Origin of the sequence: uncultured Leifsonia sp., assembly GCF_945957465.1 — a bacterium.
Taxonomy (GTDB): domain Bacteria; phylum Actinomycetota; class Actinomycetes; order Actinomycetales; family Microbacteriaceae; genus Leifsonia.
In genome coordinates this window covers 22479-45503 of record NZ_CAMFLC010000005.1, presented here as the reverse complement: position 1 = coordinate 45503, position 23025 = coordinate 22479, and the positions used below count along the sequence as shown (strand labels likewise).

At 67.3% G+C, this 23025-nt stretch carries 21 protein-coding genes; 9 read left to right on the top strand and 12 right to left on the bottom strand.

Going from position 1 to position 23025, the window contains the following annotated elements; genetic code table 11:
- Nucleotides 1-12: 12 nt before the first annotated feature.
- From Q0Q23_RS04060 to Q0Q23_RS04050, 3 genes are read right to left on the bottom strand one after another with little or no spacing between them, the layout of a single operon-like run.
- Nucleotides 13-885: a carbohydrate ABC transporter permease gene (locus tag Q0Q23_RS04060; RefSeq protein ID WP_295119691.1), complete on the bottom strand. Its 873-nt coding sequence runs from the start codon at nt 883-885 to the stop codon at nt 13-15.
- Complete coding sequence (locus Q0Q23_RS04055; RefSeq protein ID WP_295119688.1) at nt 882-1841, bottom strand: carbohydrate ABC transporter permease; 960 nt, start codon at nt 1839-1841, stop codon at nt 882-884. The genes Q0Q23_RS04060 and Q0Q23_RS04055 overlap by 4 nt, the downstream gene beginning before the upstream one ends.
- Nucleotides 1841-3244: a sugar ABC transporter substrate-binding protein gene (locus Q0Q23_RS04050; protein ID WP_295119685.1), complete on the bottom strand. Its 1404-nt coding sequence runs from the start codon at nt 3242-3244 to the stop codon at nt 1841-1843. The genes Q0Q23_RS04055 and Q0Q23_RS04050 overlap by 1 nt, the downstream gene beginning before the upstream one ends.
- Nucleotides 3245-3392: 148 nt before the next feature.
- On the opposite strand from Q0Q23_RS04050, the gene Q0Q23_RS04045 reads away from it, so the two are divergent.
- The 5 genes from Q0Q23_RS04045 to tatC all read left to right on the top strand — a co-directional run bounded on the left by Q0Q23_RS04045 (nt 3393) and on the right by tatC (nt 7321).
- Nucleotides 3393-4436, top strand: a complete 1044-nt coding sequence (locus Q0Q23_RS04045) for a LacI family DNA-binding transcriptional regulator (RefSeq protein WP_295119682.1) — start codon at nt 3393-3395, stop codon at nt 4434-4436.
- Nucleotides 4433-5887 carry a glycoside hydrolase family 32 protein gene (locus Q0Q23_RS04040; protein WP_295119679.1) on the top strand — a complete coding sequence of 485 codons (1455 nt, stop codon included), beginning with the start codon at nt 4433-4435 and terminating at the stop codon, nt 5885-5887. Before Q0Q23_RS04045 ends, Q0Q23_RS04040 begins: the two co-directional genes overlap by 4 nt.
- Before the next feature lie 156 nt (nt 5888-6043).
- The gene (gene tatA, locus Q0Q23_RS04035; protein WP_295119676.1) at nt 6044-6262 is read left to right on the top strand and encodes a twin-arginine translocase TatA/TatE family subunit; all 219 of its coding nucleotides are present in this window, start codon (nt 6044-6046) and stop codon (nt 6260-6262) included.
- Nucleotides 6263-6272: 10 nt separating this feature from the next.
- On the top strand, nt 6273-6569 hold the full coding sequence (locus Q0Q23_RS04030; protein WP_295119673.1) for a twin-arginine translocase TatA/TatE family subunit: 297 nt from the start codon (nt 6273-6275) through the stop codon (nt 6567-6569).
- A complete protein-coding gene (gene tatC / locus Q0Q23_RS04025) occupies nt 6566-7321 on the top strand; it encodes a twin-arginine translocase subunit TatC (protein WP_295119670.1) in 756 nt (251 codons plus the stop codon). Before Q0Q23_RS04030 ends, tatC begins: the two co-directional genes overlap by 4 nt.
- Before the next feature lie 63 nt (nt 7322-7384).
- On the opposite strand, the gene Q0Q23_RS04020 is transcribed toward tatC, so the two are convergent.
- Nucleotides 7385-9925 (bottom strand): GH32 C-terminal domain-containing protein, encoded by a 2541-nt coding sequence (locus Q0Q23_RS04020; RefSeq protein WP_295119668.1) that lies wholly within the window; start codon nt 9923-9925, stop codon nt 7385-7387.
- Nucleotides 9926-10085: 160 nt separating this feature from the next.
- Between Q0Q23_RS04020 and Q0Q23_RS04015 the strand changes: the two genes are divergently transcribed.
- Nucleotides 10086-11024 (top strand): PfkB family carbohydrate kinase, encoded by a 939-nt coding sequence (locus Q0Q23_RS04015; protein ID WP_295119665.1) that lies wholly within the window; start codon nt 10086-10088, stop codon nt 11022-11024.
- A gap of 75 nt (nt 11025-11099) precedes the next feature.
- Here the strand turns inward: Q0Q23_RS04015 and Q0Q23_RS04010 are convergent, their stop codons facing one another.
- The gene (locus Q0Q23_RS04010) at nt 11100-11288 is read right to left on the bottom strand and encodes a twin-arginine translocase TatA/TatE family subunit (RefSeq protein WP_295119662.1); all 189 of its coding nucleotides are present in this window, start codon (nt 11286-11288) and stop codon (nt 11100-11102) included.
- A gap of 269 nt (nt 11289-11557) precedes the next feature.
- Between Q0Q23_RS04010 and Q0Q23_RS04005 the strand changes: the two genes are divergently transcribed.
- The 3 genes from Q0Q23_RS04005 to Q0Q23_RS03995 are packed head-to-tail and all read left to right on the top strand — an operon-like array spanning nt 11558 to nt 15360.
- Complete coding sequence (locus tag Q0Q23_RS04005; RefSeq protein ID WP_295119659.1) at nt 11558-11746, top strand: hypothetical protein; 189 nt, start codon at nt 11558-11560, stop codon at nt 11744-11746.
- A gap of 42 nt (nt 11747-11788) precedes the next feature.
- Entirely contained in the window at nt 11789-12991 is a 1203-nt protein-coding gene (locus Q0Q23_RS04000) for a NosD domain-containing protein (RefSeq protein WP_295119657.1), read from the top strand.
- Nucleotides 12988-15360, top strand: a complete 2373-nt coding sequence (locus tag Q0Q23_RS03995) for a ricin-type beta-trefoil lectin domain protein (protein ID WP_295119654.1) — start codon at nt 12988-12990, stop codon at nt 15358-15360. The genes Q0Q23_RS04000 and Q0Q23_RS03995 overlap by 4 nt, the downstream gene beginning before the upstream one ends.
- A 48-nt stretch (nt 15361-15408) precedes the next feature.
- Here the strand turns inward: Q0Q23_RS03995 and Q0Q23_RS03990 are convergent, their stop codons facing one another.
- The 7 genes from Q0Q23_RS03990 to Q0Q23_RS03960 form a co-directional block, all read right to left on the bottom strand.
- Entirely contained in the window at nt 15409-16743 is a 1335-nt protein-coding gene (locus tag Q0Q23_RS03990; protein ID WP_295119651.1) for a right-handed parallel beta-helix repeat-containing protein, read from the bottom strand.
- A complete protein-coding gene (locus Q0Q23_RS03985; protein ID WP_295119648.1) occupies nt 16730-17656 on the bottom strand; it encodes a carbohydrate kinase in 927 nt (308 codons plus the stop codon). The genes Q0Q23_RS03990 and Q0Q23_RS03985 overlap by 14 nt, the downstream gene beginning before the upstream one ends.
- Nucleotides 17653-18633 (bottom strand): glycosyl hydrolase family 32, encoded by a 981-nt coding sequence (locus Q0Q23_RS03980; RefSeq protein WP_295119645.1) that lies wholly within the window; start codon nt 18631-18633, stop codon nt 17653-17655. The genes Q0Q23_RS03985 and Q0Q23_RS03980 overlap by 4 nt, the downstream gene beginning before the upstream one ends.
- A gap of 12 nt (nt 18634-18645) precedes the next feature.
- Complete coding sequence (locus Q0Q23_RS03975; RefSeq protein WP_295119642.1) at nt 18646-19692, bottom strand: LacI family DNA-binding transcriptional regulator; 1047 nt, start codon at nt 19690-19692, stop codon at nt 18646-18648.
- Nucleotides 19693-19734: 42 nt separating this feature from the next.
- Complete coding sequence (locus Q0Q23_RS03970; protein WP_295119639.1) at nt 19735-20574, bottom strand: carbohydrate ABC transporter permease; 840 nt, start codon at nt 20572-20574, stop codon at nt 19735-19737.
- Nucleotides 20571-21425 carry a carbohydrate ABC transporter permease gene (locus Q0Q23_RS03965; protein WP_295119986.1) on the bottom strand — a complete coding sequence of 285 codons (855 nt, stop codon included), beginning with the start codon at nt 21423-21425 and terminating at the stop codon, nt 20571-20573. Before Q0Q23_RS03965 ends, Q0Q23_RS03970 begins: the two co-directional genes overlap by 4 nt.
- A 118-nt stretch (nt 21426-21543) precedes the next feature.
- A complete protein-coding gene (locus Q0Q23_RS03960; protein ID WP_295119637.1) occupies nt 21544-22824 on the bottom strand; it encodes an extracellular solute-binding protein in 1281 nt (426 codons plus the stop codon).
- Nucleotides 22825-23025: the final 201 nt, after the last annotated feature.

Genomic DNA, 23025 nt, shown 5'->3' with positions numbered 1-23025 from the left:
TGTGCGGGGGGCTCAGCGGAAGGAGCCGGCGGTCACACCCTCGATGAAGTAGCGCTGAGCGAAGATGAAGAGCAGGACGCTGGGGATCATCGCGAGGATGACGCCGGCCAGAACCACCGAGATCGACCCGGTCCCCAGGTTGCCCTGCAGCCCGACGAGTCCCAGCGGCAGCGTGAAATTGCTCTGCGATTGGAGGAAGATCAGCGGCCGGTAGAACTCGGCCCAGAATCCGGAGAAGTTGAGGATCGCCAGCGTCGCGATCGCCGGCGACGCCATCCGCGCGTAGACGTGCCAGAATACGCCCCACTGCGACGCGCCGTCGATGCGGGCCGCCTCGCCCAGCTCCCTCGGCATCTGCATGAAGTACTGCCGCATGAGGAAGGTCCCGAACGCGCTCCCCAGTGCGGGGATGATGAGCGAGGCGAGCGAGTCGCTGATGCCCATCGTCTTCACGATGACGAACACCGGGATGATGATCGTCTGCAGCGGCACCATCATGGTGGCCAGGAAGATGCCGAAGATCGTGTTCTTGCCCGGGAACGACACCATCGCGAACGCATAGCCGGAGAGGGTGCAGGTGATCGTCTGGCCCACCACGATGAGCACCGTCACGACGACGCTGTTGAGGAAGAACTGCCCGATCGGGATCTGATTGAACACCGCGGCGTAGTTGCTGAAGTCCGGGCTGGTCGGGATCCACTGCGGCGGGTTTGTGAACGCCTCCGCCGGCGTGCGCAACGAGGTGGTCAGGGTCCAGAGCAGCGGGCCGAGCGCGAACACCGCCGCGAGGACGAGCAGCACCATTCCGACGATGCTGCCGACCTTCACGATCGGCCGGCGGCGGCCGAGCACGACCGTCGTGCTCGGGGCGACATCTGTGGTCATTGGTAGAACACCAGCTTTCGTGCGGCGAGGAATTGGATTCCGGTCAGCGCGAGGATGATGACGAGTAGCAGGATCGCGATCGCCGACGCGTAGCCGAACTGCAGGTTCTGGAACCCGGTCTGGTACATCGCGATGGTCGCGGTGGTCGTCGCCGTGCCCGGGCCGCCCTTGGTCATGATGAACGGCTGGTCGAACAGCTGCATCGCGTTGATCATCGCTACGACCGTGGCGAACAGGATGGTCGGGCTGATCAGCGGGATCTTGATCCGCAGCAGAGTGCGCCACGCTCCCGCCCCGTCGATCGCCGCGGCCTCCTGGACCTCCTGCGGGACGGACGTCAGCGCGGCCACGAACAGCACGAAGGTGAAGCCGACCTGCTGCCAGACGACGATCAGGATGATCGTGATCTGCGCCGCCACCGGGTTCGTCAGCCACGGCACCGCGGGCAGCCCGAGCTGGGTCAGGTAGTAGTTGATCAGCCCGAATTTCGCGTCGAACAGGTAGCCCATGAAGATCGACACGGCTGCGGTGGAGGCCAGCAGGGGCAGGTAGAAGGCCGTGCGGAAGAAGACCTTGGTCGACTTCCGCTTGCGGCTGTTGACCAGGACCGCGAGCAGCAGCCCGAGGGTGATCTGGAGGACGACGATGCCGATGGCCATCAGGATGGTCACGCCGAACGAGGCGAGGGTCGAGCCGTCGCTGAACAGTCGGGTGAAGTTGGCGACCCCGACGAACTTCGGGGGCGAGATGACGTCCCACGAGAAGAACGAGAGCCCGAGGGAGGCGAGGATCGGGATGAACGTGAACACGGCGACGAACGCCACCGCGAGCCCGATCATCGAATAGCCGAACGCGCCCTCCCGCCGGGCCGCCCGTCGCACACCGGGGCGACGGACGGCACGGCGAGGAGAGATCGCCCCATTCACGCGCGGGCGCTCCTGGGTCTGGACAGCCATCAGGACGCCTGCGCTGCCTTCTCGAAGTCGGACTGCATGCCGTCGAGCGCCGCCTTGGCGTTGCCCGACGAGATCGCCTGCGTCGTCCGCTGGTTGAGCGAGGTGGCGAGCGCGTTGTAGTACGGCGGCGCGGAGATCGGCACCGAGCCCTCGAGCTGGTCGTAGAAGACCGACCAGTTCTCCGGTCCGGTCGTCTTGTACCGGTCGGCCGTCAGCAGCTGCTTGCGGCCGGGCGTGGTGACGTTGCCCGGGAACATGATGTCGAAGGTGGAGGGTTCGACCATCATCTTCACGACCTCCCAGGCGAGGTCCTTGTTCTTCGACGAGTTGAAGATGCCGTAGCCGCCCGCGCCGAACAGCGACTTATTGCTCTTCCAGGTCGGGAAGCGCTGCACGTCGAAGCTGCCGTCCGCCATGCCCGCGTTGTGCAGGCCGCCTGCCCAGAAGCCGCCGCCGATCGTCATGCCGATGCGGCCGGTGGAGAACAGGCCCTGGAGGGTGGCGCCGCCTCCGACGTCGGGCGAGGGCGACAGGCCGGACCGCTGGAGGTCGACCACGTACTCGAGGGCTTCGACGGCGGCCTCCGAGTTGGCCGTGGGCGTGCCCCACTTCCAGCCGCCCTTGCGGCCGTGCACGCCGACCGGGTTGTTCTTGAAGGCGGAGTTCCACAGCCAGTCGCCGCCGGAGTACTTGCCCTCCTCCAGCAGGTTGCCGTTGTTGGCGTACAGGAACGACGTCCAGCTTCCCCAGAGGCGCACCACCCAGTCGAAGGCGTTGACGTCGCCGCCGAGGCCCTTGAGCTTGGTCGCGTAAGTGTGGAACTCGTCCATCGTCCAGTTGTCGGCGGGACGGGAGAGCCCGGCCTTCTGGAAGAGGTCGGTGCTGTAGAACATGCTGCCGGCGTTGAAGCTGTCGGGGAGCTCGTACAGGTGCCCCTGGTACATCATCGACTCCACGAGCGCGGGGTGGATCTGGTCGAAGTAGCCCTGCAGTGACGACAGGTCCTTGGTCACGTAGCTGTCCAGGGGGATCAGCAGATCCTTGGACGCCATGAGCTGGAGGCCCTCGGTCGCGACACTCACCAGGTCGGGGGCCGCTCCGGCGGCGATCTGGGTGAGGACCTTCGCGAGGAAGTCGTTCCAGTCGGTGCCGTTGATGGCCGTGACTTCGAGCTTCGCGTTCTTGTCGAGCTTCTTGATCTGCGGCTGCAGGGTGTTCTGCAGCGCCGTGGCCGCCTTCTGGTCTCCGAAGTACAGCATCTTGATGGTGCCCGATGCGCTCGTTCCACCGCCTCCGCCTGTGGAGCATGCGGCCAGCGAGGCCAGGCCGGTCAGCGCGAGGCCCGCGCCGCCGAGTTTGATCACAGTGCGACGGTCGATGGCCGTTCCAAAGGTGCTGGTCATCCGTCCGCTCCTCTCTGAGCGTCGTGGTCGTGACGGGTGCCACGACCGGACTAATACGTATTGGGATTCCGAGCATAGCTCTAGCCCGTCCCGAATTGCAAATACGTATTGGCTTTGTGGCATGATCAGTTTCGGGAGGAACGATCTGATGGCTGCGAACAACACCGGCCCGGCGAAGCGGGTGACCATGAAGGATGTCGCCCGGCGGGCAGGGGTGTCCCAACCGACCGTGTCCTTCGTGCTCAACGACCGGCGCGACATCTCGGTCGCGCCGGAGACCCGCGAGCGGATCCTGAAGGCGGCGAAGGAGCTGCGGTTCCAGCCCAACCGCGCGGCCCAGTCCCTCCGCTCCAACCGGCCCTTCACCATCGGCGTGATCGCGCACCGCGTCGTCTCCCAGCCCTACGCCGGTCAGATCGTCCTCGGCGTGCAACAGGCGGTGCAGCCCGCGGGGTACGTGTCGTTCGTCGTCGAGATCTCCGAGGCGCCGGACAGCGGCAAATCGGCCGTGGAGAACCTCGTCCGGCAGGGAGTCGCCGGACTGGTGTACGCGGCCCCCGGCCCCGAGCCGATCTCCGCGCTCGATATCGGCGAGGACATCCGCACGGTCTTCGTCAACTGCTGGGCCGACAACGTCGAGGACGCGCCCCTCGTGCTGGCCGACGAGTACCAGGGCGGCCGGGACGCCGCAGCCGCCGTATTCGCCGCCGGTCACCGCCGGGTCGCCTTCCTGGGCGGTCCGTCCGACGACTACGCGTGCAAGGAGCGCGAGCGCGGCCTGGTCGACGCCGCGGTCGAGGCCGGCATCGACCCGGCGTCCATCCCCCGGGCCTACGGCACTTACCATGTATCTTCCGGATACGAGCTGGCGTCCCGCATCCTGGCCGACGATCCTCCGACCGCCCTCGTCTGCGGCAACGACCGGATGGCGGTCGGCGCGCTGCTCGCATCCCACGAAGCCGGGCTGGAATGCCCCAGGGACATCTCCATCGTGGGCTTCGACGACCAGCCGGAGCTCGCCGCCGAGCTGCACCCTCCGCTCGCCACCGTCGCGCTCCCGCACCTCCAGATGGGCATCACCGCCGGCACGTTGCTGATCGAGGACGCGGAGCCGCCGCAGCGCACACTCGTCCCCTGTCAGTACATCGACCGCGCCTCGCTCGGAGCCCCGCGCGCGGACTCCGCCCGATGAGCTCCACCCACTTCCTGCCCCAGGGCGGGTACGTCGGCGATGTCATCCCGTTCGAGCACGACGGCACGGTTTGGCTCTACTACCTTCTGGACACCCGCGACCCGCGCCGCCCGCTGGACCGCGACGAGGGGATGCCATGGGCGGCGGTGACCACCACCGACTTCGCGCGGTTCACCGACCGCGGGGTCGTGCTGCCGTCGGGCGGCGCGGAGGCCGAGGACTTCGACTGCTACACCGGCAGCGTCGTAACGGACGACGATGGAGTGCACCACCTCTTCTACACCGGGCACAACCCCCGCATCCGCACAGCGGACGGGGATGCGCAGGTCGTCTGCCACGCGACATCCTCTGCGGCCCTCGACTCCTGGACCCGCCACCCCGAGTGGACCTTCGGCGCCCTCGACGGCTACTCGGCGGAGGATTGGCGGGACCCATTCGTCTTCCGCGCGGCTCCCGGCGAGCCGTGGCAGATGCTGCTGGCCACGCGGCGGCTGGGCGCCCCCTACCGCCGCTCGGGTGTCGTCGCGCGGCTCGTCTCCGACGACCTCGTCCGCTGGGGCGACGCGGAGCCGATCTGGGACCCGCGCCGGTTCATCGCCCAGGAGTGCCCCGACGTCTTCCAGTGGGGCGACCACTGGTACCTCGTCTACTCGGAGTTCTCCGACTCGTTCCAGACCCGCTACCGCATCGCCGACTCCCCCAACGGCCCGTGGCGCGCGCCGGAGTACGACACCGTCGACGGCCGCGCCTTCTACGCGTCGAAGACCGTCGAGCACGCCGGAGAGCGCCACTTCATCGGCTGGATCGCGACCAGGCAGGGCGAGACCGACAGCGGCGCGTGGCAGTGGGCCGGGACGATGTCGTCACTCCGCGCCGAGCAGTCCGCCGACGGCTCGCTGCGGTTCGGCCTGCCCCGAGCGGTCACAGCCCTCTACGACACGGCCCGCGACCTCCTGCCGGAGCTCGCCCCCGTGCAGGGCGCGGATGCCGTCGTCGGCCGCGGGGCGCTGGACCGGCATTCGGTATGGCTCGCCGGCGAGGTTCCGGCGGAGGCTCTCATCGTCGCCGAGTTCGACATCGCGCCGTCCACTCAGGCCTGCGGGCTCCTCATCCGCAGCTCCGACGACGCCGAGCAGGCGTACTCGATCCGGCTGGAGCCCTGCCGCGGCCGGCTGGTGTTCGACCGCTGGCCCCGGGGAACGACCGGCGGCGAGCAGTGGCAGATCAGAGGAGACGTGCCGCACGAGCTCGAAACGGAGCGCCCCGTGCCGCTTCCGCCGGGCCGGCACACCGTGGAGGTCCACCTCGACGGCGACATCTGCGTAGTCGTGGTGGACGATCGGGTGGCGCTCAGCACGCGCGTCTACGACCTGGCGTCCGGCCGCGTCGGCGTCTTCGCGACCGACGGCGCCGTCGACCTGCTGCGCCTGGAAGCCCGGGTCCGCGGCTGAGCCCGGGTCCGCGGCTGAGTGCAGGGTCCGCGGCTGAGTTCAGGGTCCGCGGCTGACGCGTCCTGCGGCTTGACATCGCCCGGCCGAGTGCTTAGCCTGCCAATACGAATTACTAATACGAATTGGCTCGTATTGGTCCGTCAAAGGAGATGACTCATGTTGGCTAATCTCGGTGGCTGGCACCTGCTGGTGATCCTCGCGGTGGTGCTGCTGTTGTTCGGCGCCACGCGCCTGCCCGCTCTGTCGAAGGGCCTCGGCCAGTCGATCCGGATCTTCCGCAAGGAGGTCCACGACCTGTCGGACGGAGAAGCCGGCGGCACAGTGGAGAAGTCGGCCGCCACCTCCGGTTCCGACGGGGTCTCCGCCCGGCCGTGAGCGTGCTGTCATGAGCTTCGAGAAACTGCTCGTGATCGGCGTGATCGCCGCCTTCCTGATCGGGCCGACCCGGCTCCCAGGCTACGCGGCCAAGCTCGGCCAGTTCGTGCGCTCGCTGCGGAGACTCGCCGACGACGTGCAGCAACAGGTGCGCGAAGAGGTCGGCGACTCGGTCGACCTCGACTGGCGCCGATACGACCCGCGGCAGTACGACCCGCGGCGGATCATCCGCGAGGCGCTCCTCGCCGAGCCCGAGCCCGAACCCGCCTCCCGCTCCCTTGAGCGGTCGGCCCCGGACGCGCCGTGAGCCGCGGGAACCGCACCGCGCGGATGTCGCTGGCGGCCCACATGGCGGAGTTGCGTCGGCGCGCGGTACGGGGCGCGGCGGCGCTCCTGGCCGGGACGGTCGGCGGCTGGTTCCTCGGCCCACTCGTGCTCGCGGCGCTACGGGCTCCGATCGCGGAGGCCGCAGCGTCGCAGCATCGCCTCGCAGCGCTGAACTTCGACACCATCACCGGGGCCTTCGACCTGCGGATGCAGGCGGCGTTCGCGATCGGCATCGTGGCGTCCAGCCCGATCTGGCTGTACCAGGTCTGGGCCTTCCTCGTCCCGGCCCTCAGCCGCCGGGAGCTGAAGTACGGGTTCGGCTTCTTCTTCACCGCCGTCCCACTCTTCCTTGTCGGCTGCGGCGCCGGCTGGCTGATCGTGCCGCACATCGTCCTCCTGCTCACGGGGTTCGCAGCGGACGGCTCCTCGTCGTTCATCCAGGCCAACGACTACTTCCAGTTCGTGCTGAAGCTCGTCGTCGCGGCCGGCTTCGCGTTCGTCTCGCCGGTCTTCCTCGTGCTGCTGAACTTCCTCGGGATGCTCTCCGCAGCGTCGATCCTGCGCGGCTGGCGGATCGCGTTCCTCGTCATCCTCGGCTTCACCGCGATCGTGACGCCGTCGGCCGACGTGATCTCCATGCTCCTGCTCGCCGGGCCACTGATCGCGCTGTACTACCTCGCCTGGTCGGTCGCGCTGTTGCACGACCGCAGGCTGGCCGCGCGGGTGCTCTAGGCGCCACGCACGAAGAAGGCTCCCCGTCCGATCTGGGCGGGGAGCCTTCCTGCTGTGTCCGGATCAGTTCCAGATGGACGTCAGCTTCCACGCCCGCAGCGAGTCGATCCTCGCGGTTCCGTCTGTGGCGAAGGCGCTGACGCCGGTGCTCGCCGCGTCGGGGAAGATCTGCTCCGTGATCACCCGGGTGCCGTCTCCCGTGAAGACCTCGACGGACGCGGCGTCGATCAGGATGTGGAGGTCGAGACCGCCACGGGAGTCCAGCGCGACGGGCGCGACAGCCCGGCCGGGGAACGACGGATTGAAGCCCGTGTCGCCGGAATGGGTCCGGTCGACGTACAGCTCACCCGCCGCCGTGTCGTAGCCGATCTGCGTGTACTGGCCGCCCCCGGTCCTCACGTTCAGGCCGAACGTCGACGCGGTTCCCTTCGTCAGCCGCGCCTGGACCTCGAGCTCGGCTCCCGACACGGGAAGGGGCTTCGTGCCGGCGACGGTCACCGCCCGCACGTTCGACACCGGGCCGGCGCGAAGGTCGGACAAGGCGTCCACCGGTGTCTGGACGAGCTGGACCTTTCCGCCGATCGACTGCAACGACTCGGTCCGAGGGAAGGACTCGGCTCCCTGCCAAGGCGTCGTCGGCACGTTCGAGGCGTAGGCCCAGTTGTTCATCCACGCGACGTTGATCCGCCGGCCGCCGGGGGCGTCCGTCCAGGTGTTCTCGGCGTAGAAATCGCTGCCGTAGTCGATCCAGCTCGCGCGCTGGAGCTGGTTCAGCGCCGGCTTGTCGGCCAAGGTGAAGCCGTCGGCGAGGATGTGGCCCCAGCTGCCGGTCGCGTTGTCCACGATCTGGAGCTGCGCCTGCCGGCCCTGGAGGTCGCTGACGTCCCAGGACGCCCAGTCGAGGTTCTCGCTGTTCCTGCCCGTCTGCGAACGGACCACCTTCCCGTCCACCAGCAGGTCGACGGACGTCTGGGTGTCCCAGACGGGCGCCTTCTGGCTGGCGAAGACGATGTCACCGACCATGAGGTGGCCCCAGCCGGTCGACCCGTCGTTCTGGTCGACCACCTGGATCTGCGCCTGCTGGCCTTGATACGCGGAGGTGTCCCAGCTCGTCCAGTCCAGGGTCCCCGCGTTGTTGCCGGTGGCGGTCTCGACGATCTTGCCGCCGATGAGCAGGTTCACCGCCGTGGGGTTCGGCTGGCTCATGGGATGCGTGCCGCCGGCGATCTGGAGGTCGATGTAGGGCGATCCCACGGTGAAAGCCGGGGACGTGATGGTGCCCTCGCTCGGGTCGCCGTCCGGGCCCCAGGTGTCGAGGACGCCCGCACTGACCTGGTTGCCGAGCTTCTCGTGGCTCGGGCCGGTGCCGACGAACGAGCCCGTCGTGGTCCAGCCGGGATCGTAGGACGTGCCGGAGAAGTCGGTGAAGACCATCCCGGTCGGAAGGGTCCCGAACGGGACCGAACCCGCGGCGTAGGGGTTGTCACCCCCGCCCACCTGGAAGTTGAGCCGACTCTTGTCGATCGTGAACACCGGGGAGGTGAGCGCGCCGGTGGCGGCGTCGCCGCCGTTGAAGCTGTCCACGAAGTAGTGGCCGTCCGCACCGGTGACCGGCTGCTGATCGGGCAGTGCGCCCGATGCCGGCGCCGTGCCGAAGGCCGAGCCGGTCGTCGTCCAGTCGCCGTAGCTCCCGGACTCGAACGCGTCGAGCGCCCTGCCCGCCGGCGGCGTGTACGTGGCCGGTCCATCCGGGACGAAGGTCGAGCCGTCGAACCGCCCGACGAAGTACTGCACGCCGGTGCTGCCGACGCTGACGCTGAGCACCCACTTCTGGTTGCGGGTGTTGCCATCGACGGGCAACTGGTACAGGTCGGGCATCTCCCAGACCCCCGTGGTGGCGCCGGCCGGGCCGAACGTGCCCACCTGCGTCCACGTCTTGAGGTCGGGCGACGTGTAGAAGGCCACCTTGTACTGATCGCTCAGAGCGACCGACATCATCCACTCGTGTTTCGGGGCGTACCAGAACACCTTGGGGTCACGGAAGTTGACGGAGCCGATGTCGATCACCGGGTTGCTCGCGTAGCGCGTCCAGTGGCGTCCGTCGTCCGTGCTGTAGGCGATGTCCTGGGATTCGACGTTCGTGCGCGACTGGACACTGGTGTAGATGGCGACCATCGCCGGATTCTTCGTCGCGCCGAACCCGCTGGTGTTCTGCGTGTCGACGACCGCGCTGCCCGAGAAGAACGCGCCGGCGCCGGGGTCAGGCGCCGGGCCGGTGACATCGATGTTCGTCCAGTGCACCAAGTCTTTGCTCACCGCGCCTTTCCAGGTGCCGTAGCTGAACAGGTAGTACCGGCCGTCCTTGTAGACCAGTCCGTTCGGGTCGCCGATCCAGCCGGTCGGCAGGGAGTAGTGGAACTGCGGGCGGTACGGCTCGTGATAGAGGCCTGTGGTCCCGGTCGAGGGCGTCGCAGCGGGCGACGGGGCGGCAGGCTGGGTCGCCACGGCTGGCGGAGCCGCCGATACGGGGACCGCCGTAGGGGCGAGCCCGGTCAACGTGATGCCGACGGCGAGGGCCGTCGCGATCGTGAGGGATCGGATCATGAAGGTGCGCTTCCTCTCTGAAGGCTTTGCCAATACGTATTTATCGCGGCCAGAACTCCTGCTCGACGTATTAATACGTATTAGTTCGAGTGATCAGTACGCAGTCTGGAACGCCGGGCTCCGCAGGTCAAGTCAATCCGCAAAGAAAGCAGCTCCGCGCATGCCAACCCCGACACCGCCAGAGAACGCCCTCGACCCGCCCGCGGACCTCCGCCGCGTCCTGGTCGCCGGCGAGGCGCTCATCGATGTGATCCGCCTCGGCGGCACGACGCGCGAGCATCCCGGCGGGTCCCCCGCGAACGTCGCGCTGGGCCTCGCCCGGCTCGGGGTGGCGACGTCGTTCCTGACCGCGCTGGGCCGCGACACGAGATGCGACACGATCGGCGCTCGGCTGGGCGAAGCCGGCGTCACACTGCTGCCGGAGTCGTGGAGCCTGCCGACAACATCCACGGCGGCGGCCACGATCGGAGCGGACGGTTCGGCCTGCTACGAGTTCGACATCAGCTGGCAGCTCCCCCGGCGGATCGGTCTCCCTCCGCTCCACCACCTGCACGTCGGCTCGATCTCGGCCTTCCTGTCGCCAGGTGCGGACAGGATCGAACAGCTCGCCTCCGAACTCCACGGCGAAGTGACCATCAGCTTCGACCCGAACATCCGGGCCGGCCTGGTCGGCGACCGCGCCGAAGCCCTGGCCCGATTCGAGCGACTCGCGAAGCTCGCAGACATCGTGAAGCTCAGCGACGAGGACGCGCTCTTCCTCTACCCCGACCTGAGCGTGGACGAAGCGGCACGCGCGATCGCCGCGGGCGGCGCACTGGTGGCGGCCACACGCGGTTCCGCGGGCTCCCTCCTCGCTGTCGCAGACACGACGGTCGAGATCGAGCCCATCACCGTGCAGGTGGTGGACACCGTCGGTGCCGGCGACAGCTATATGGCGGCGTTGCTGGCCTGGTTGCTGAAGACGGGGATGGAGGCCGTGCGCGACGGCTCGAGGGCCGAGCTCGCGTCGGCCGGCGGTTTCGCGGCTCGCGCGGCGGCGATCACGGTGTCCCGGGCGGGGGCGGAGCCGCCGACGTCGGCCGAGGTCGGCGGGCGGTAGCGGAGGCTAGGAATGGCGTAGGGCCGCCGACTACGGCCGGACCAGCAGCTGATACGCGGGGCCGCCGAGCAGCGCCTACCGCGGTGCGCCGTCGCCCGCCTCGACGTCAGGCGCATCGGCTTTCCCGTCGGCGACTTCGGACCGGAGGATCCGTACCGATTGCCCGATCCCTCGGGCCAGGGCCGGCAGTCGTGTCGCGCCGAACACGAGGAGCACCACGGCGAAGATGGCGACCAGATGCCAGCCGCTGAGGTTTGCCAACATGAGCCGCCCTTTCCTCGCTGAACGATGGGGAATCCGCACCATCGCCGGCCGCATCCGTGCCGTGGCCACGAACGTACGGGTCGCGGAATCACCCTGTCAACTGCCAAAAGATCTTTGGCGGGCGATGATCGGCGCCCCCGGGATTTTGGCACCCGGGTTCGCCCGAGAAGGCATTGACCTCGTCGAAACCTGCCGCTACCGTGTCTCGGCCAGACGCAGGCCAAAACGGTTTTGCAGCATGTCGAACACCGGCGACCAAAGGAGATCGCATGAAAGCGTCAGGAACGCTCATCAGCCGTCGAACCGTGCTGACCGCGGCCATAGCCTCGGCGATCGTCGGGCAGCTCGGATGGATTCGGATCCCTCCGGCTGACGCCGCCGTTCAGCCGGCGGAGGCGCCACAACCGGCGCCTGCCGACACCACCGGTGACCGCAGGTTCCTCGTCGGCCTGCTCTGAACAGCTCCACGTCAGCATTCAACGCATTCGAGAGGACGAAGAATGAACACTGTCTACGATGTGACGTCTTGGACGATTCCGGGGAGCAGCGTCACCTGCTACGACGACATCGGCGCCGTCATCAACAGCATGATCGCGGACATCAAGGCGAACCAGACGTCCCAGGCGTCCAAGCCCGGCGCGGTCATCTACATCCCGCCGGGCGACTATCCGCTCAAGACGCGAGTCACGGTGGACATCAGCTATCTCACGATCAGGGGCTCAGGGCACGGCTTCACGTCGCTGAGCATCCGCTACAACACCGCGGACACGTCGACCTGGTACGAGATCAACCCGGGTTCGAGCCATGTGATCGTCCAGAACACCGACGGCCAGTCCGAGGCGTTCATCGTCACTCGCGGCGGCAATCCGCGGCTCAGCAGCGTCACGTTCGAGAACTTCTGCCTCGACGGGGCGTCATTCACGCCGAACGAGAACTCGTACACGAACGGAAAAGTCGGCATCCGCTTCGACAGCGCCAACGACTCCTCGCATGTCGAGAACATGGGCTTCGTCTACTTGGAGCACGCGTTGATCGTGAAAGACGCCGACGCGCTCAGCGTCACCGAGAACTTCCTCGCCGAGTGCGGCAACGCGATCGAGCTGACCGGCTCCGGACAGGCCAGCAAGGTGAGCAACAACCTGATCGGCGCCGGGTACGTCGGCTACTCGATTTACGCGGAGTCGCATTTCGGCCTCCTGGTGACGGGCAACAACATCTTCCCGCGTGGCAAGGACTCCATCCATTTCGTCGGCTGCACCCTCTCGAATGTCACAGCGAATCGCTTCCACGCCTTCTACCCCGGCGTGGTCACCCTTGCCGGCAACTGCAAGGAGAACCTCATCAGCGGCAATCACTTCTACCGCCAGCCCGAGACGTTCGGCCCGCTCACCGGCTACAACAACGGACTCGACGACCTCTTCGGGCTCGTACAGCTCAACGGGGACAACAACGCTCTCATCGCCAACCACTTCTCATACAACGTGCCGTCCGGTTCGATCACCCCCAGCGGTGCGACTCCAACGATGGTTCTCGTGAAGTCGGGAGACAGCAACTACATCGCAGCGAACCACTTCACCGCCAATGTCTCTGTCCACACCGTCGTGCTCGACGCGAGCAGCACGAACACACATGTCATGGACAGCGGAACGTCCGCCCAGTTCCAGCCGTTCACGACCAGCTACGGCTTCCGGGCGACGCCGTGAGCGAGCGGAGGCGCCTTGCGCGCACCTGGGCCGCGGTCGCTCTCGTGGCGGCGACCGCCGGAGCGGTGTCGGTGCCGCTCGCCGTCGAGGGGCCGGCGCACGCGGGCAACGCGGCGGACTATCCCGAGTTCCCCTACGAGGCGACGGACTACACGGAGCCGCATCGCGGGCAGTTCCATTTCAGTCCGCCGAACGGCTGGATGAACGACATCAACGGCCCCGTCTACTACCGCGGCGTCTACCACCTGTTCTTCCAGAGCAACCCCCACTCGCTCGGTGCGAACAACGACATCCACTGGGGTCACGCGACCAGCACCGACCTGGTCCACTGGACGGAACAGCCCATCGCGCTGGAGCCGGGAGTCCAGAACCCGGGAGGAGCGCAGAGCCTGCTCTGGTCGGGCTCCGCCTGGGTCGACACGACGAATGCGACCGGCTTGAAGACGGGTTCAGACGACCCGATCCTGCTGTTCACCGGCACCGACGGAGTCAGCATCGCGTACAGCGTGGATGGCGCGCGCACCTTCCAGATGTACGACGGGGGCGCCCAAGTGGTCTCCACCGGCACGACCGAGAGCCGCGACCCGAAGGTGCAATGGGATCCCATAGGCAATCGATGGGAGATGGTGCTCTACGACTTCACCGGCTCGCAAGGCGCCAGCTTCTACACATCGACAAACCTGCTCTCCTGGACGAAGGCCGGCCATTACGCGGCTTCGTGGTTCGTGGAGTGCCCCGACCTCTACCGGCTCCCGGTCGATGGCGACACATCGCGGGAGAAGTGGGTGCTGCAGGACGCGGGTGGCCAGTACGTGACGGGCCGGCTGGACTCGTCCGGGATGTTCGTTCCCGACTCGCTCACGCCGCTGAGCATGGAATCCGGAAACACCAGCTACGGCGGAACCTGGTACGCCTCGCAGACGTTCAACCAGCTGCCGTCGGCACGTGTCGTGCAGATGGGATGGCAGGGAAGCAACCATGGTGCGACCTGGACCGGCAACGCGTCCTTCCCCGTCGAACTCGGGCTGAGCACCTTCGCCGACGGAATCCGGCTGACCCGGAATCCCATCTCCGAGATCTCCGTGCTGCGGGAGAGCACACAGTCATGGTCAGCCCGCACCATCACCGCCGACCCGTCCTCCGACCCGCTTGCCACGACGTCGGGTGACACCTACGAGCTCCAGGCGTCGTTCTCCATGACCGGGTCGTCAGCCAGCGCGGTGTCATTCGGTCTCCACCAGCGAACCGACGGCTCCAGCGACGCCTCGGTGTCCTACGACCTCGCGACGCAACAACTGACCGTCGACAACGCCGCGAGCAGCACCCACCCGACGTTCTCGACCCCGCTGGCACCGATCGGCGACGCCGTCAGCATCCACATCCTCGTCGATCATGGCCAGCTCGAGGTGTTCGGCGACGACGGCAGGGCCGTGATCAGCGACAACGTCGACTTCGCTTCTGCGGCCGGCGATCTGGGAATGTCGTTGGCGGCCACCGGCGGTTCGGCGGAATTGACGAGTCTGTCGTTCTCGCCCCTTCGATCGGCGTGGCGGGCCTCTCGGGAAGGGACCTCCCCCGGCAACGCCATCGTCGCCGCACTCGGGCAAACCGCTCGGTCGCAGCCGACCGATCCGGAGACGACGAAGTGCGTGGACAACGATGGTCCGACAGGAACGGTTCAGATCTGGGACTGCACGGGCGCGTCCAACCAGGCCTGGGTCCTCGGAGCGGACGGATCGCTCGTCGTGAACGGTCTGTGCCTCCAGACGATCCCCGGGGAGACTGCCAACCACACGCACGTGCAGACGGCGGCGTGTTCGGGAGCGGACAACCAGAAGTGGAGCCGCGGCAACGTCGGATCGATCGTCAATGAGCTCTCAGGTCGCTGCCTCGACGTCGACTACAGTGACTACACCAATGGTCAGCCGCTTCAGATCTACGATTGCGTCGGGTCGCCCAACCAGGCCTGGGTCGGACCCACCGTCTCGTACCCGCCCACCGGGGCGATCGTCTGGAACGACGGGACGAAGTGCCTCGACCGGGATGTGGCTTCGGGACGAGCCCAGCTCTGGGACTGTCTGGGCAATGGCAATCAGACCTGGACCATGAACGCGGACGGTACCGTCACCACCGGTGGCGTCTGCTTGGAGGCGCCGCCGGGCCAAACGTCGAACAACACGCTCGTCGACGTGGCCGCCTGCACCGGCACGAGCAACCAACGCTGGACGCGTGGGGCGAATCAGGGGCTGGTCAATGCGGCCTCGGGTCGCTGTCTCGACGTCCCGTACGGCGACACCACGAACGGCACGCAGCTCCAGCTCTACGACTGCGTGGGCGGCGCCAACCAGTACTGGAATCCGCCCGCCTAGGAGACCGGAGCCGTCGTGCTCCAGCGAGAGCACGGCGGCGTCCGCTTCCTACGCGCCGATGCCGGGAGTCGCCCTGACCGCGTTCACAGCGAGATCCACGCTGAGCTGATCGTCCGTCCCCGAGTCGAGGATGGTGTTCCGAGTGGACCCGGCTTCGACCAGCACAGAAGTGATCGTCAGGTCGCCTGATGCCCCGGTCGTCAGAAGCGCCTCCACTTGAGCGGCGAACGCCGATTCGCCTGAGGTTGCGGCGACGTCCAGCCCGACGGCGTGGTTGTTCGCGACGTAGTTGCCGTGACCGGAGACGAGCCGGACGACGACGGGCGGAGATCCGGCCGGACGCAGCGTGTGCGCGTCCACGACCTCGGAGAAGTGGTTGCCGATGACCGAGTTGTTGCTCCCGTCGATCCGCAGCAACCCGTAGTCGTCGTCCTTCCCGTTGTCCACGTGCTGGAATGGCGCCCAGGGTTCGAGGTCGCGGAGGAAGTGGTTGGTCGCCACGAGGTTCTCCGAGCTGTTCGCGGCCAGGACCACCATGCCGGGATAGAACGAGTGCAGGCGGTTGTTCGTGATGCTCGAACGTGTGACACCGCTGAGCTCCACGCTGCTCGCTCCCCGCGGGAACACGTTGTTCGCCGCGATCAGCAGGCCGCCGTGGTTCTCGGCATAGATCGAATGGCCGGCGAAGCCCGCACCGATCAGGTTGTCGGTGACCTTCGACGCCTGGCCCCAGCCGCGAAGCTCGATGCAGCTTCCGCATTCGGCGATGAAATTGTCGTGGATGGACAGGGCGTCCGCATTGCAGACGGTGAGGGCGTGCTCGAGATAGACGAACCCCATGCCGTTGAAGCGGAACGAGTCGTTCGCGCTCGCAACGTAGATGCCGGTCTTTCCGTTGGCGTAGGTGTTCTCCGGTTCGAGTTCGGAACCGTCGGCTGCGAAGTGCAATCCGTCGATCGAGAAGCCGGAGAACTCGACTGAGCTGATCCGCGGGCTTCCTTCGCGTTCGACGAGGAACGCTGCGCGCGCGGACTCCCCCGCATCCGGTCCTGCCGGGAGGTCGACGAGGATGCGACTGCCGCCGGGCCACAGCTCGTGCAGGTCGGGCCACTCGGCTTCGGGCACATTGAACCGGATGCTGGAGGAGGTGAAACCGTGGCCCGATCCTTCGATCCGCAGGAAGCTGATGTCGATCAGCACCTGGGTTCGGAGGCGGTAGTCCCCGGGCGGGATGGAGATGACCGCGCCCGGCCTCCCCCCATCGGGCGTGACCGCCTGCCGGTCCTTGATGTCGGCGATGATGCTGTTGATGACCTCGCCGATGTCCGTCGACGGATCGCCGACGGGCCATTCCGTCACGTCGTAACGGTTACGAGCGGGCATGGATCCTCCTGTTCGAGTGGGCGAGCTCCGTCAGGACGGGGAGGTCGGCTCCGGGACGCGACACCGTGATCGCCGCTGCGCGTGCCGCGGTTCGCCCGACCTCCTCCAGGCGGCTCGGTTCGATCGTTCCGCCGTCCCACGAGCCGACTGCGAAGGCCAGCGCCCAGATGAGGGCCGCCATGAACGAGTCGCCGGCGCCGACGGTGTCGGCGACCTCGGTCGGGACCGTCGGCACCTCGACGCGATGCTCGCCACTGGCGAGAACGGCGCCCTCGCTCCCTCGAGTGATCGCGGCCACCGCCACGCCAGCGCCGACGAGAGTGTCGAGGACTCGGTGGACCGACTGACCCGGATAGAGGAACTCCGCATCTTCATCGCTGAGCTTCGTGAGCCGGCTGGAGAACGCGATCGACTCGAACAGGACGCGGGAGACGTCGGGAGGCGGGACCAGGGATGGCCGCACGTTCGGGTCGAACGTGATCACCGCTCCGCCGGCCCTCCCCCGGCGGACGATGTCACGGACGAGAGCGGACCCGGGCTCCAGGAAAGCGCCGAGAGACCCGGTGTGGATGATGCGCGGGTCCAGGAGATCATCGAGTTCGCCGGGAGCCCAGCGAACGGAGAACTCGTAGGTCGCGGAACCGTCGGCGCCGAGCACGGCCACCGCTTTCGACGTGGGTGCGTCCGTCTCGGATTCCGCGGTGACGATCGCGCCCGAAGCAGCGAGTTCGCGGCGGATCAGCCGGCCGTCCTCATCGTCGCCGATCGCGGTGTGCAATCGGGTGGCCACGTGGAGGCGCGCGAGACCGAGCGCGACGTTCGCAGGCGACCCACCGGGGTGACGGCGGACGCCGTCGCGTCCGACGACTTCATCGATGAGGGCCTCGCCGACGACGAGCGCACCCGAACTCACGAGGTCACCCGAGTCTGAAGCGCCTCGGCCAGGCTCGGGTCGCCGACATCGAGCCGGCCGTCGACCCACGATACGGGTTGAGGATCCGTGATCTCGCCGACCCAGCCGCCGTGCTCGTCGTTGTTCCTGAACGCGAGAAGCTGCCACCGCCCGACGCGATCCTGCACGAGACGGCCCACGTACAGGCGCTCATCGGTGATCCGGTACGCCGCTCCGATGTCGAACGGCCCGGCCAGGTCGTCGGTCGGGAAGGCCCAGACGCCGCCGACCGGGTCCTCGGCGCGACGGTCGCGGGCGAGCTCGGACGCGAGGCAGGAGAACAGGCCGACGGGTCGGCCGTCGACGACAGCCGTCTGCACGACTTCGATGTGCCCGAACCCGGATCCCGGCTCGGAGAGCGGCGGCTGCACCGTCCATTCCGTGAGATCGTCCGATGTCGCGTGGCCGATCACCCCGCGATCGTCGGGCTCGCCGTGGTTGGCACGCGCCGTGATCAGCATGTGCCAGCCGTCCCGAGCCCGGAACACCCAGGGGTCTCGCCACGCCTGATCGGGCCACTGCCGGTCGTCCGCGGTCTCATACCATCGCGCGTCAGGCTCGAGAACGTGACGACCGGGCTCTCGGCGCCAGGTGAAGAGGTCGTCCGAGACGACGGAGCTGATGCGCTGATTGATCCCGCCCTCCGCGCGGCTGACCGCGGTGTAGAACATCCGCCACGTCCCGTCGTCCTGACGGATGACCGACCCGGTCCAGGTCGCCAGGTCGTCGAATGCCGGCGAGTCGTCCGGGATGAGGGCATCCGCATGCTCCGTCCAGGTCACCAGATCGGTCGACGTCGCATGCCCGATCGTGGCGCGCCAGTGTCGACGGTCGGGGTCGAGCAGGGCACGGGAGGCTTTCAGGAAGAACAGGTGGTAGCGGTCGCCGTCGTCGGCGATCCAGAAGTCCCATACCCAGGACGAGGCTAGTCGGAGCATCGGTGTTACCTTTCAGTTGGCTCGGAGCCGGGCGACTGAGCCGCGGACGACGAGGGGGCACTCGAGAAGGGTGGGTTCATCGGCGAGCAGCCGGGCATCCGCCTCGTCGTGCAACAGGCCGACCAGTGTCTCCACCGCCCACGCGCCCATCTCGTAATGCGGCAGCGCCACGGTCGTGAGTCCCGGGAACAGGTTCGCCGCGATGAGCTCCTGGTTATCGAAGCCGACGATGGAGAGATCGTCCGGGATGCTGAGGCCGAGCTCCGCCGCTGCGCGGTACGCGCCCATCGCCATCCGGTCGTTGTAGCAGAAGAGCGCCGTCGGCCGATCCGTCCTCGCGAGCATCTCGCGCGCCAGCTCGTAACCCGGGAGCGTCTCGGACGGTGCGGTGGACACCAGCGCCATGTCGAGCGGGATGCCGTGCGCGTCCAGCACCTGCCGGTAGCCCTCGAACCGGCCGTGGGTCGCCGGGACGTCGTCGTCGTTGTTGAGGAACCCGATCCGGGTGTGTCCGGCCTCCACCAGGTGGGTGACGGCTGCCACCGCGCCGCCGACTTCGTCGGGCACGACGGCCGGGACGATGCCGGCCCGATCGGTCGAGTCGATCAAGACGGCCGGGAGCGCCTGCAGGTTCGGGGGAAGCGACACCTGACGGTGGTACATGGTGGCATAGAGGACGGCGTCCACCTGCCGGTCGAGGAGGGCCTGGACGTCGTCTTTGTGCGAGTTGCCGCTCGACTCGCGTTCCGTGTTGATGATGACCAGCGTGAGATCGTGCGCGCGGGCGGCCTCCTGCGCGCCCAGGATGATCCGGCCGGCGTGCGGGGTGGTCGCGATCTCCTCGCTGAGCAGGCCGATGAGTCCGGACCGGTTGGTCCGGAGCGCCTGAGCGGCGCGGTTCGGCCCGTAGCCCAGCGTCTTCGCCGCGTGCCGGACCCGGGCCCGCGTCTCTTCGGCGACCCTGGTGTGCGGGGTGTCGTTCAACACGTGCGACACCGTCGTCACGGACACGCCTGCCAGTTCGGCGACGTCTCGGATTCCTGCGCTCTTCACTGCCACAGTTCTTTCTCCCCCGAACTCCCGTTGTCCATATCGCGTTCCTCAGCCCTTGACCGCGCCGAGCGTGAGACCGGCCACGATGTGCCGCTGCAGAACGACCGCCAAGATGATCACCGGCACCGAGTAGAGCACCGCGAGCGATGTCATGTTGCCCCAGTCCAGCCCGAACTGGCTCTGGAAGTTCGCGATCTGCAGTGGAGTCGTCACCGCGCGCACGGAGGTGAGCAGCAGCGCGAAGATGAAGTCGTTCCACGAGGCGAGGAAAGCGAAGATCGCGGTCACGGCCACACCCCCTCGTGCGACGGGAAGGACGACCCGCCACAGAGATCCGAGCCGGGAGCAGCCGTCCACCCGGGCGGATTCGTCCAACTCGTCGGGGACGGCCTCGAAGAAGCTGGCCATCAGCCAGATGGACAGCGGCAGCGAGATCGTCGTCTGGGCGATGGCGAGAGCCAGGGAGGTGTCCGACAGCCCGAGGTTGTGGAACATCGTGATCAGCGGCGCGCCGACGATGATGGCGGGGACCATCCTCATGATCAGCGCGAGCAGGATGAAGATCCGGCCCGGGCGGGTGCGATAGCGGGTCACCGCGTAGGCCGCAGGCACGCCCAGCACGAGCGAGAGCACCGTGCTCAGGACGGCAGTCTGCAGGCTGTTGACGAACGACTCCGGCACCCCTTGTGTGCTCAGGACGTTCAGGTAGTTCTGGATCGTCCAGGTGGACGGCAGGATCTGGGGCGGGATGGCGTTGGTCTCGATCGGTGTCTTGAACGAGGTGAAGAGCATGTACACGAACGGGAACGCGTACAGGATCACGAGAACGGTCAGTGAGCTCCAGAGGACGGCGCGGGTGGCTCCGCGGCGGGTTTCGAGTCCGTTCATCGCTCTTCGCTCCCTGGTCGCCAGATGGTGAGGACGGCGATGATGGCGATCACCATCATCGCGATCAGGTAGACAGTGCCCATGGCGCTGGCGAGGCCCGGGTTCCCGTTGGCGATCTGGGTGTTGTACACCAGCAGCGACAGCACGTTGGTGGAGTTCTGCGGGCCTCCGTTGGTCTGGACGACGATCGTGTCGAACGCCCGGGCGGCATCCACACCGCGCACGATCAGCGCGACGGCGATGATCGGCCGCAGCTGCGGCACGATGATCCGGAACAGCAGGGTCGGGTATCGGGCCCCGTCGAGACGGGCCGCCTCGATGATGTCGCCGGGGACGTTCTGCAGACCGGCGAAGAGGACGAGCGTGATGAACGAGGTCGTCAGCCAGATGTCCGGCAGCGCGACGGAGAAGAGCGCGATGCTCGGGTCGCTCAGCCACTGGATCTGGTTCGGAGAGGAGATGATGTGCGCCTGGTAGAGGAGCTGGTTGACGATCCCGGAGTTGTCGATCAGGAGGAACCGCCACAGCAGCCCGGCGACGATGGGGGCGATCATCAGCGGGTAGAGGAAAATCGTGCGGAAGATCCGGGACCGGTTGCCGAGCCCGCTGAAGAGGAGCGCCACGGTCAGCCCGAGCACGAACTCCAGCGTGACGACGATCACGGTGTAGGCGATGGTCCGGATGGCCGAGTTGCCGAATTCGGAGGAGGTGAACGCCGTCACGTAGTTGCCGAAACCGACGAAGGTGTGGGGGCTTCCGGCGATCGGGTTGTAGCGGAAGAAGCTGTTGACGACGAACTGGATCAGCGGCCACGCGACGAAGACGGCGAGGAAGGCGGCTGCGGGCAGCATCAGCAGCAGCGCGAACCGGGCGTCCGTGAGGCGGAACCGCGACCGGCGTCGTGGTTGGGATCGGGGGCCGTGAACGGCCGGCCGGGTGGCCGGCCGTTCACGTGTTGCGGTGGTCATCTTATTGCTGGACAATCTGGTCGATCTGGCTGGCCGCGGCCTTGAGCAGGGCCGCGTTGTCCGCCCCGGGCTGAAGCGACTTCTGGATCATCGGCACGAGGACGTTGTTGACGATGTTCTGCCAGTTCGCGTTCGCGGGGCGCGTGACGGTGGCCGGCGCGGACAGCGTCGTGACCATCGGGCCGTAGGACTCGTAGCCGGGCTTGTCCGCGTACTGCTTCAGCGCCGAGATCCGGGCCACCAGGCCGAGGGAGGTCTTCGCGCTCAGGGCGTTGTGGGCGTAGGCGTACTTGACGAACGCGGTCGAGGCCGCCTGGTGCGCCGCCTGCCTGGGAATGCTCAGGTAGAACGGGCCGGGCACGCCGGCGATCCCGCCCGGACCCGCGATCATCGGCGCGACCCCGGTCTTGCCGTACACGGGAGAGCTGTTCGGGATCTGCCGGTAGGCGTGCGCCCAGAAGAGCATCATCGCGGCCTTGCCCTGGTTGTACAGGTTCTGAGCAGCATTCCAGTCGACAGCCGCGGCGCCCGACGGACCGTATTTGGCGAGACTCGTGTAGTAGTCGAGCGCCTTCAGGCTCGCTGCGTCGCCGAGCGTCGACTTCGTCCCGGCCGCATTGAGCACCATGTTCTTCTCACCGGCCTGAGAGAGCGTCGCGAGGTACTGGGTCTCCACAGCACCGGGAAGCGGCGCTCCGTACATGCCGTCCTTGGTGAAGAACTCAGCGGTGTCGGAGTACTGCTGCCAGGTCGTCGGCGGTTTGAGGTCGTATCCGTACTTCGCCTTGAAGGCCGCCTGGTTGGCCGGATCGTTGAAGAGATCGGTGCGGTAGTAGAGGATCTCCGAGTTGGCGAAGGCGGGCATCCCCACGTAGTTGTCGCCGACCTTCGCCTCCTGCAGGACGGCGGGGAAGTTGTCCGCCTTGACCTCCGAGGTGTACAGGCTGTTCAGCGGCTGGAGCCCGGCGGCGAAGGCCGGCAGCCAGATCGCGTCGAGCGCGGCGACATCGAACGAGATGCTGCCGGTCGACAGCTCGCTGTTCACGCGGTTGTAGAGACCGTTGTAGGGCAGCTCGACGAAGGTGACCTTCGTGCCCGTGTCCTTGGTGTACTGATCGGCGATCGGCTGGAGTTCGGCGTGACCGCCGGCCTCCACGAGCACCGTGATGGACTTGGCGGAGGACGAGGAGGAACCTCCCCCGGACACGCCGCACCCGGCGAGCGCCAGCGCGACGGCGACACCCACCGCGGCCGCTGCTGTGACTTTCTTGCGAAGCATCATTACTCCGGATCGTGAAGAGCAGCTCCCGCTGCATGTGATTGGACCATCCTATGAGGCCAAGACGTTTTGGCAAAACGTCTTGGCACGAAGTTATGGCTGCGGGCACTGCTTCCGCAACCGCCAAAACGCGCCAAAATGCCAAAACTTGCCAAACCGCAATCCTCGAACACCCGCAGAAACGACGGACGAGTCCGGGATCCC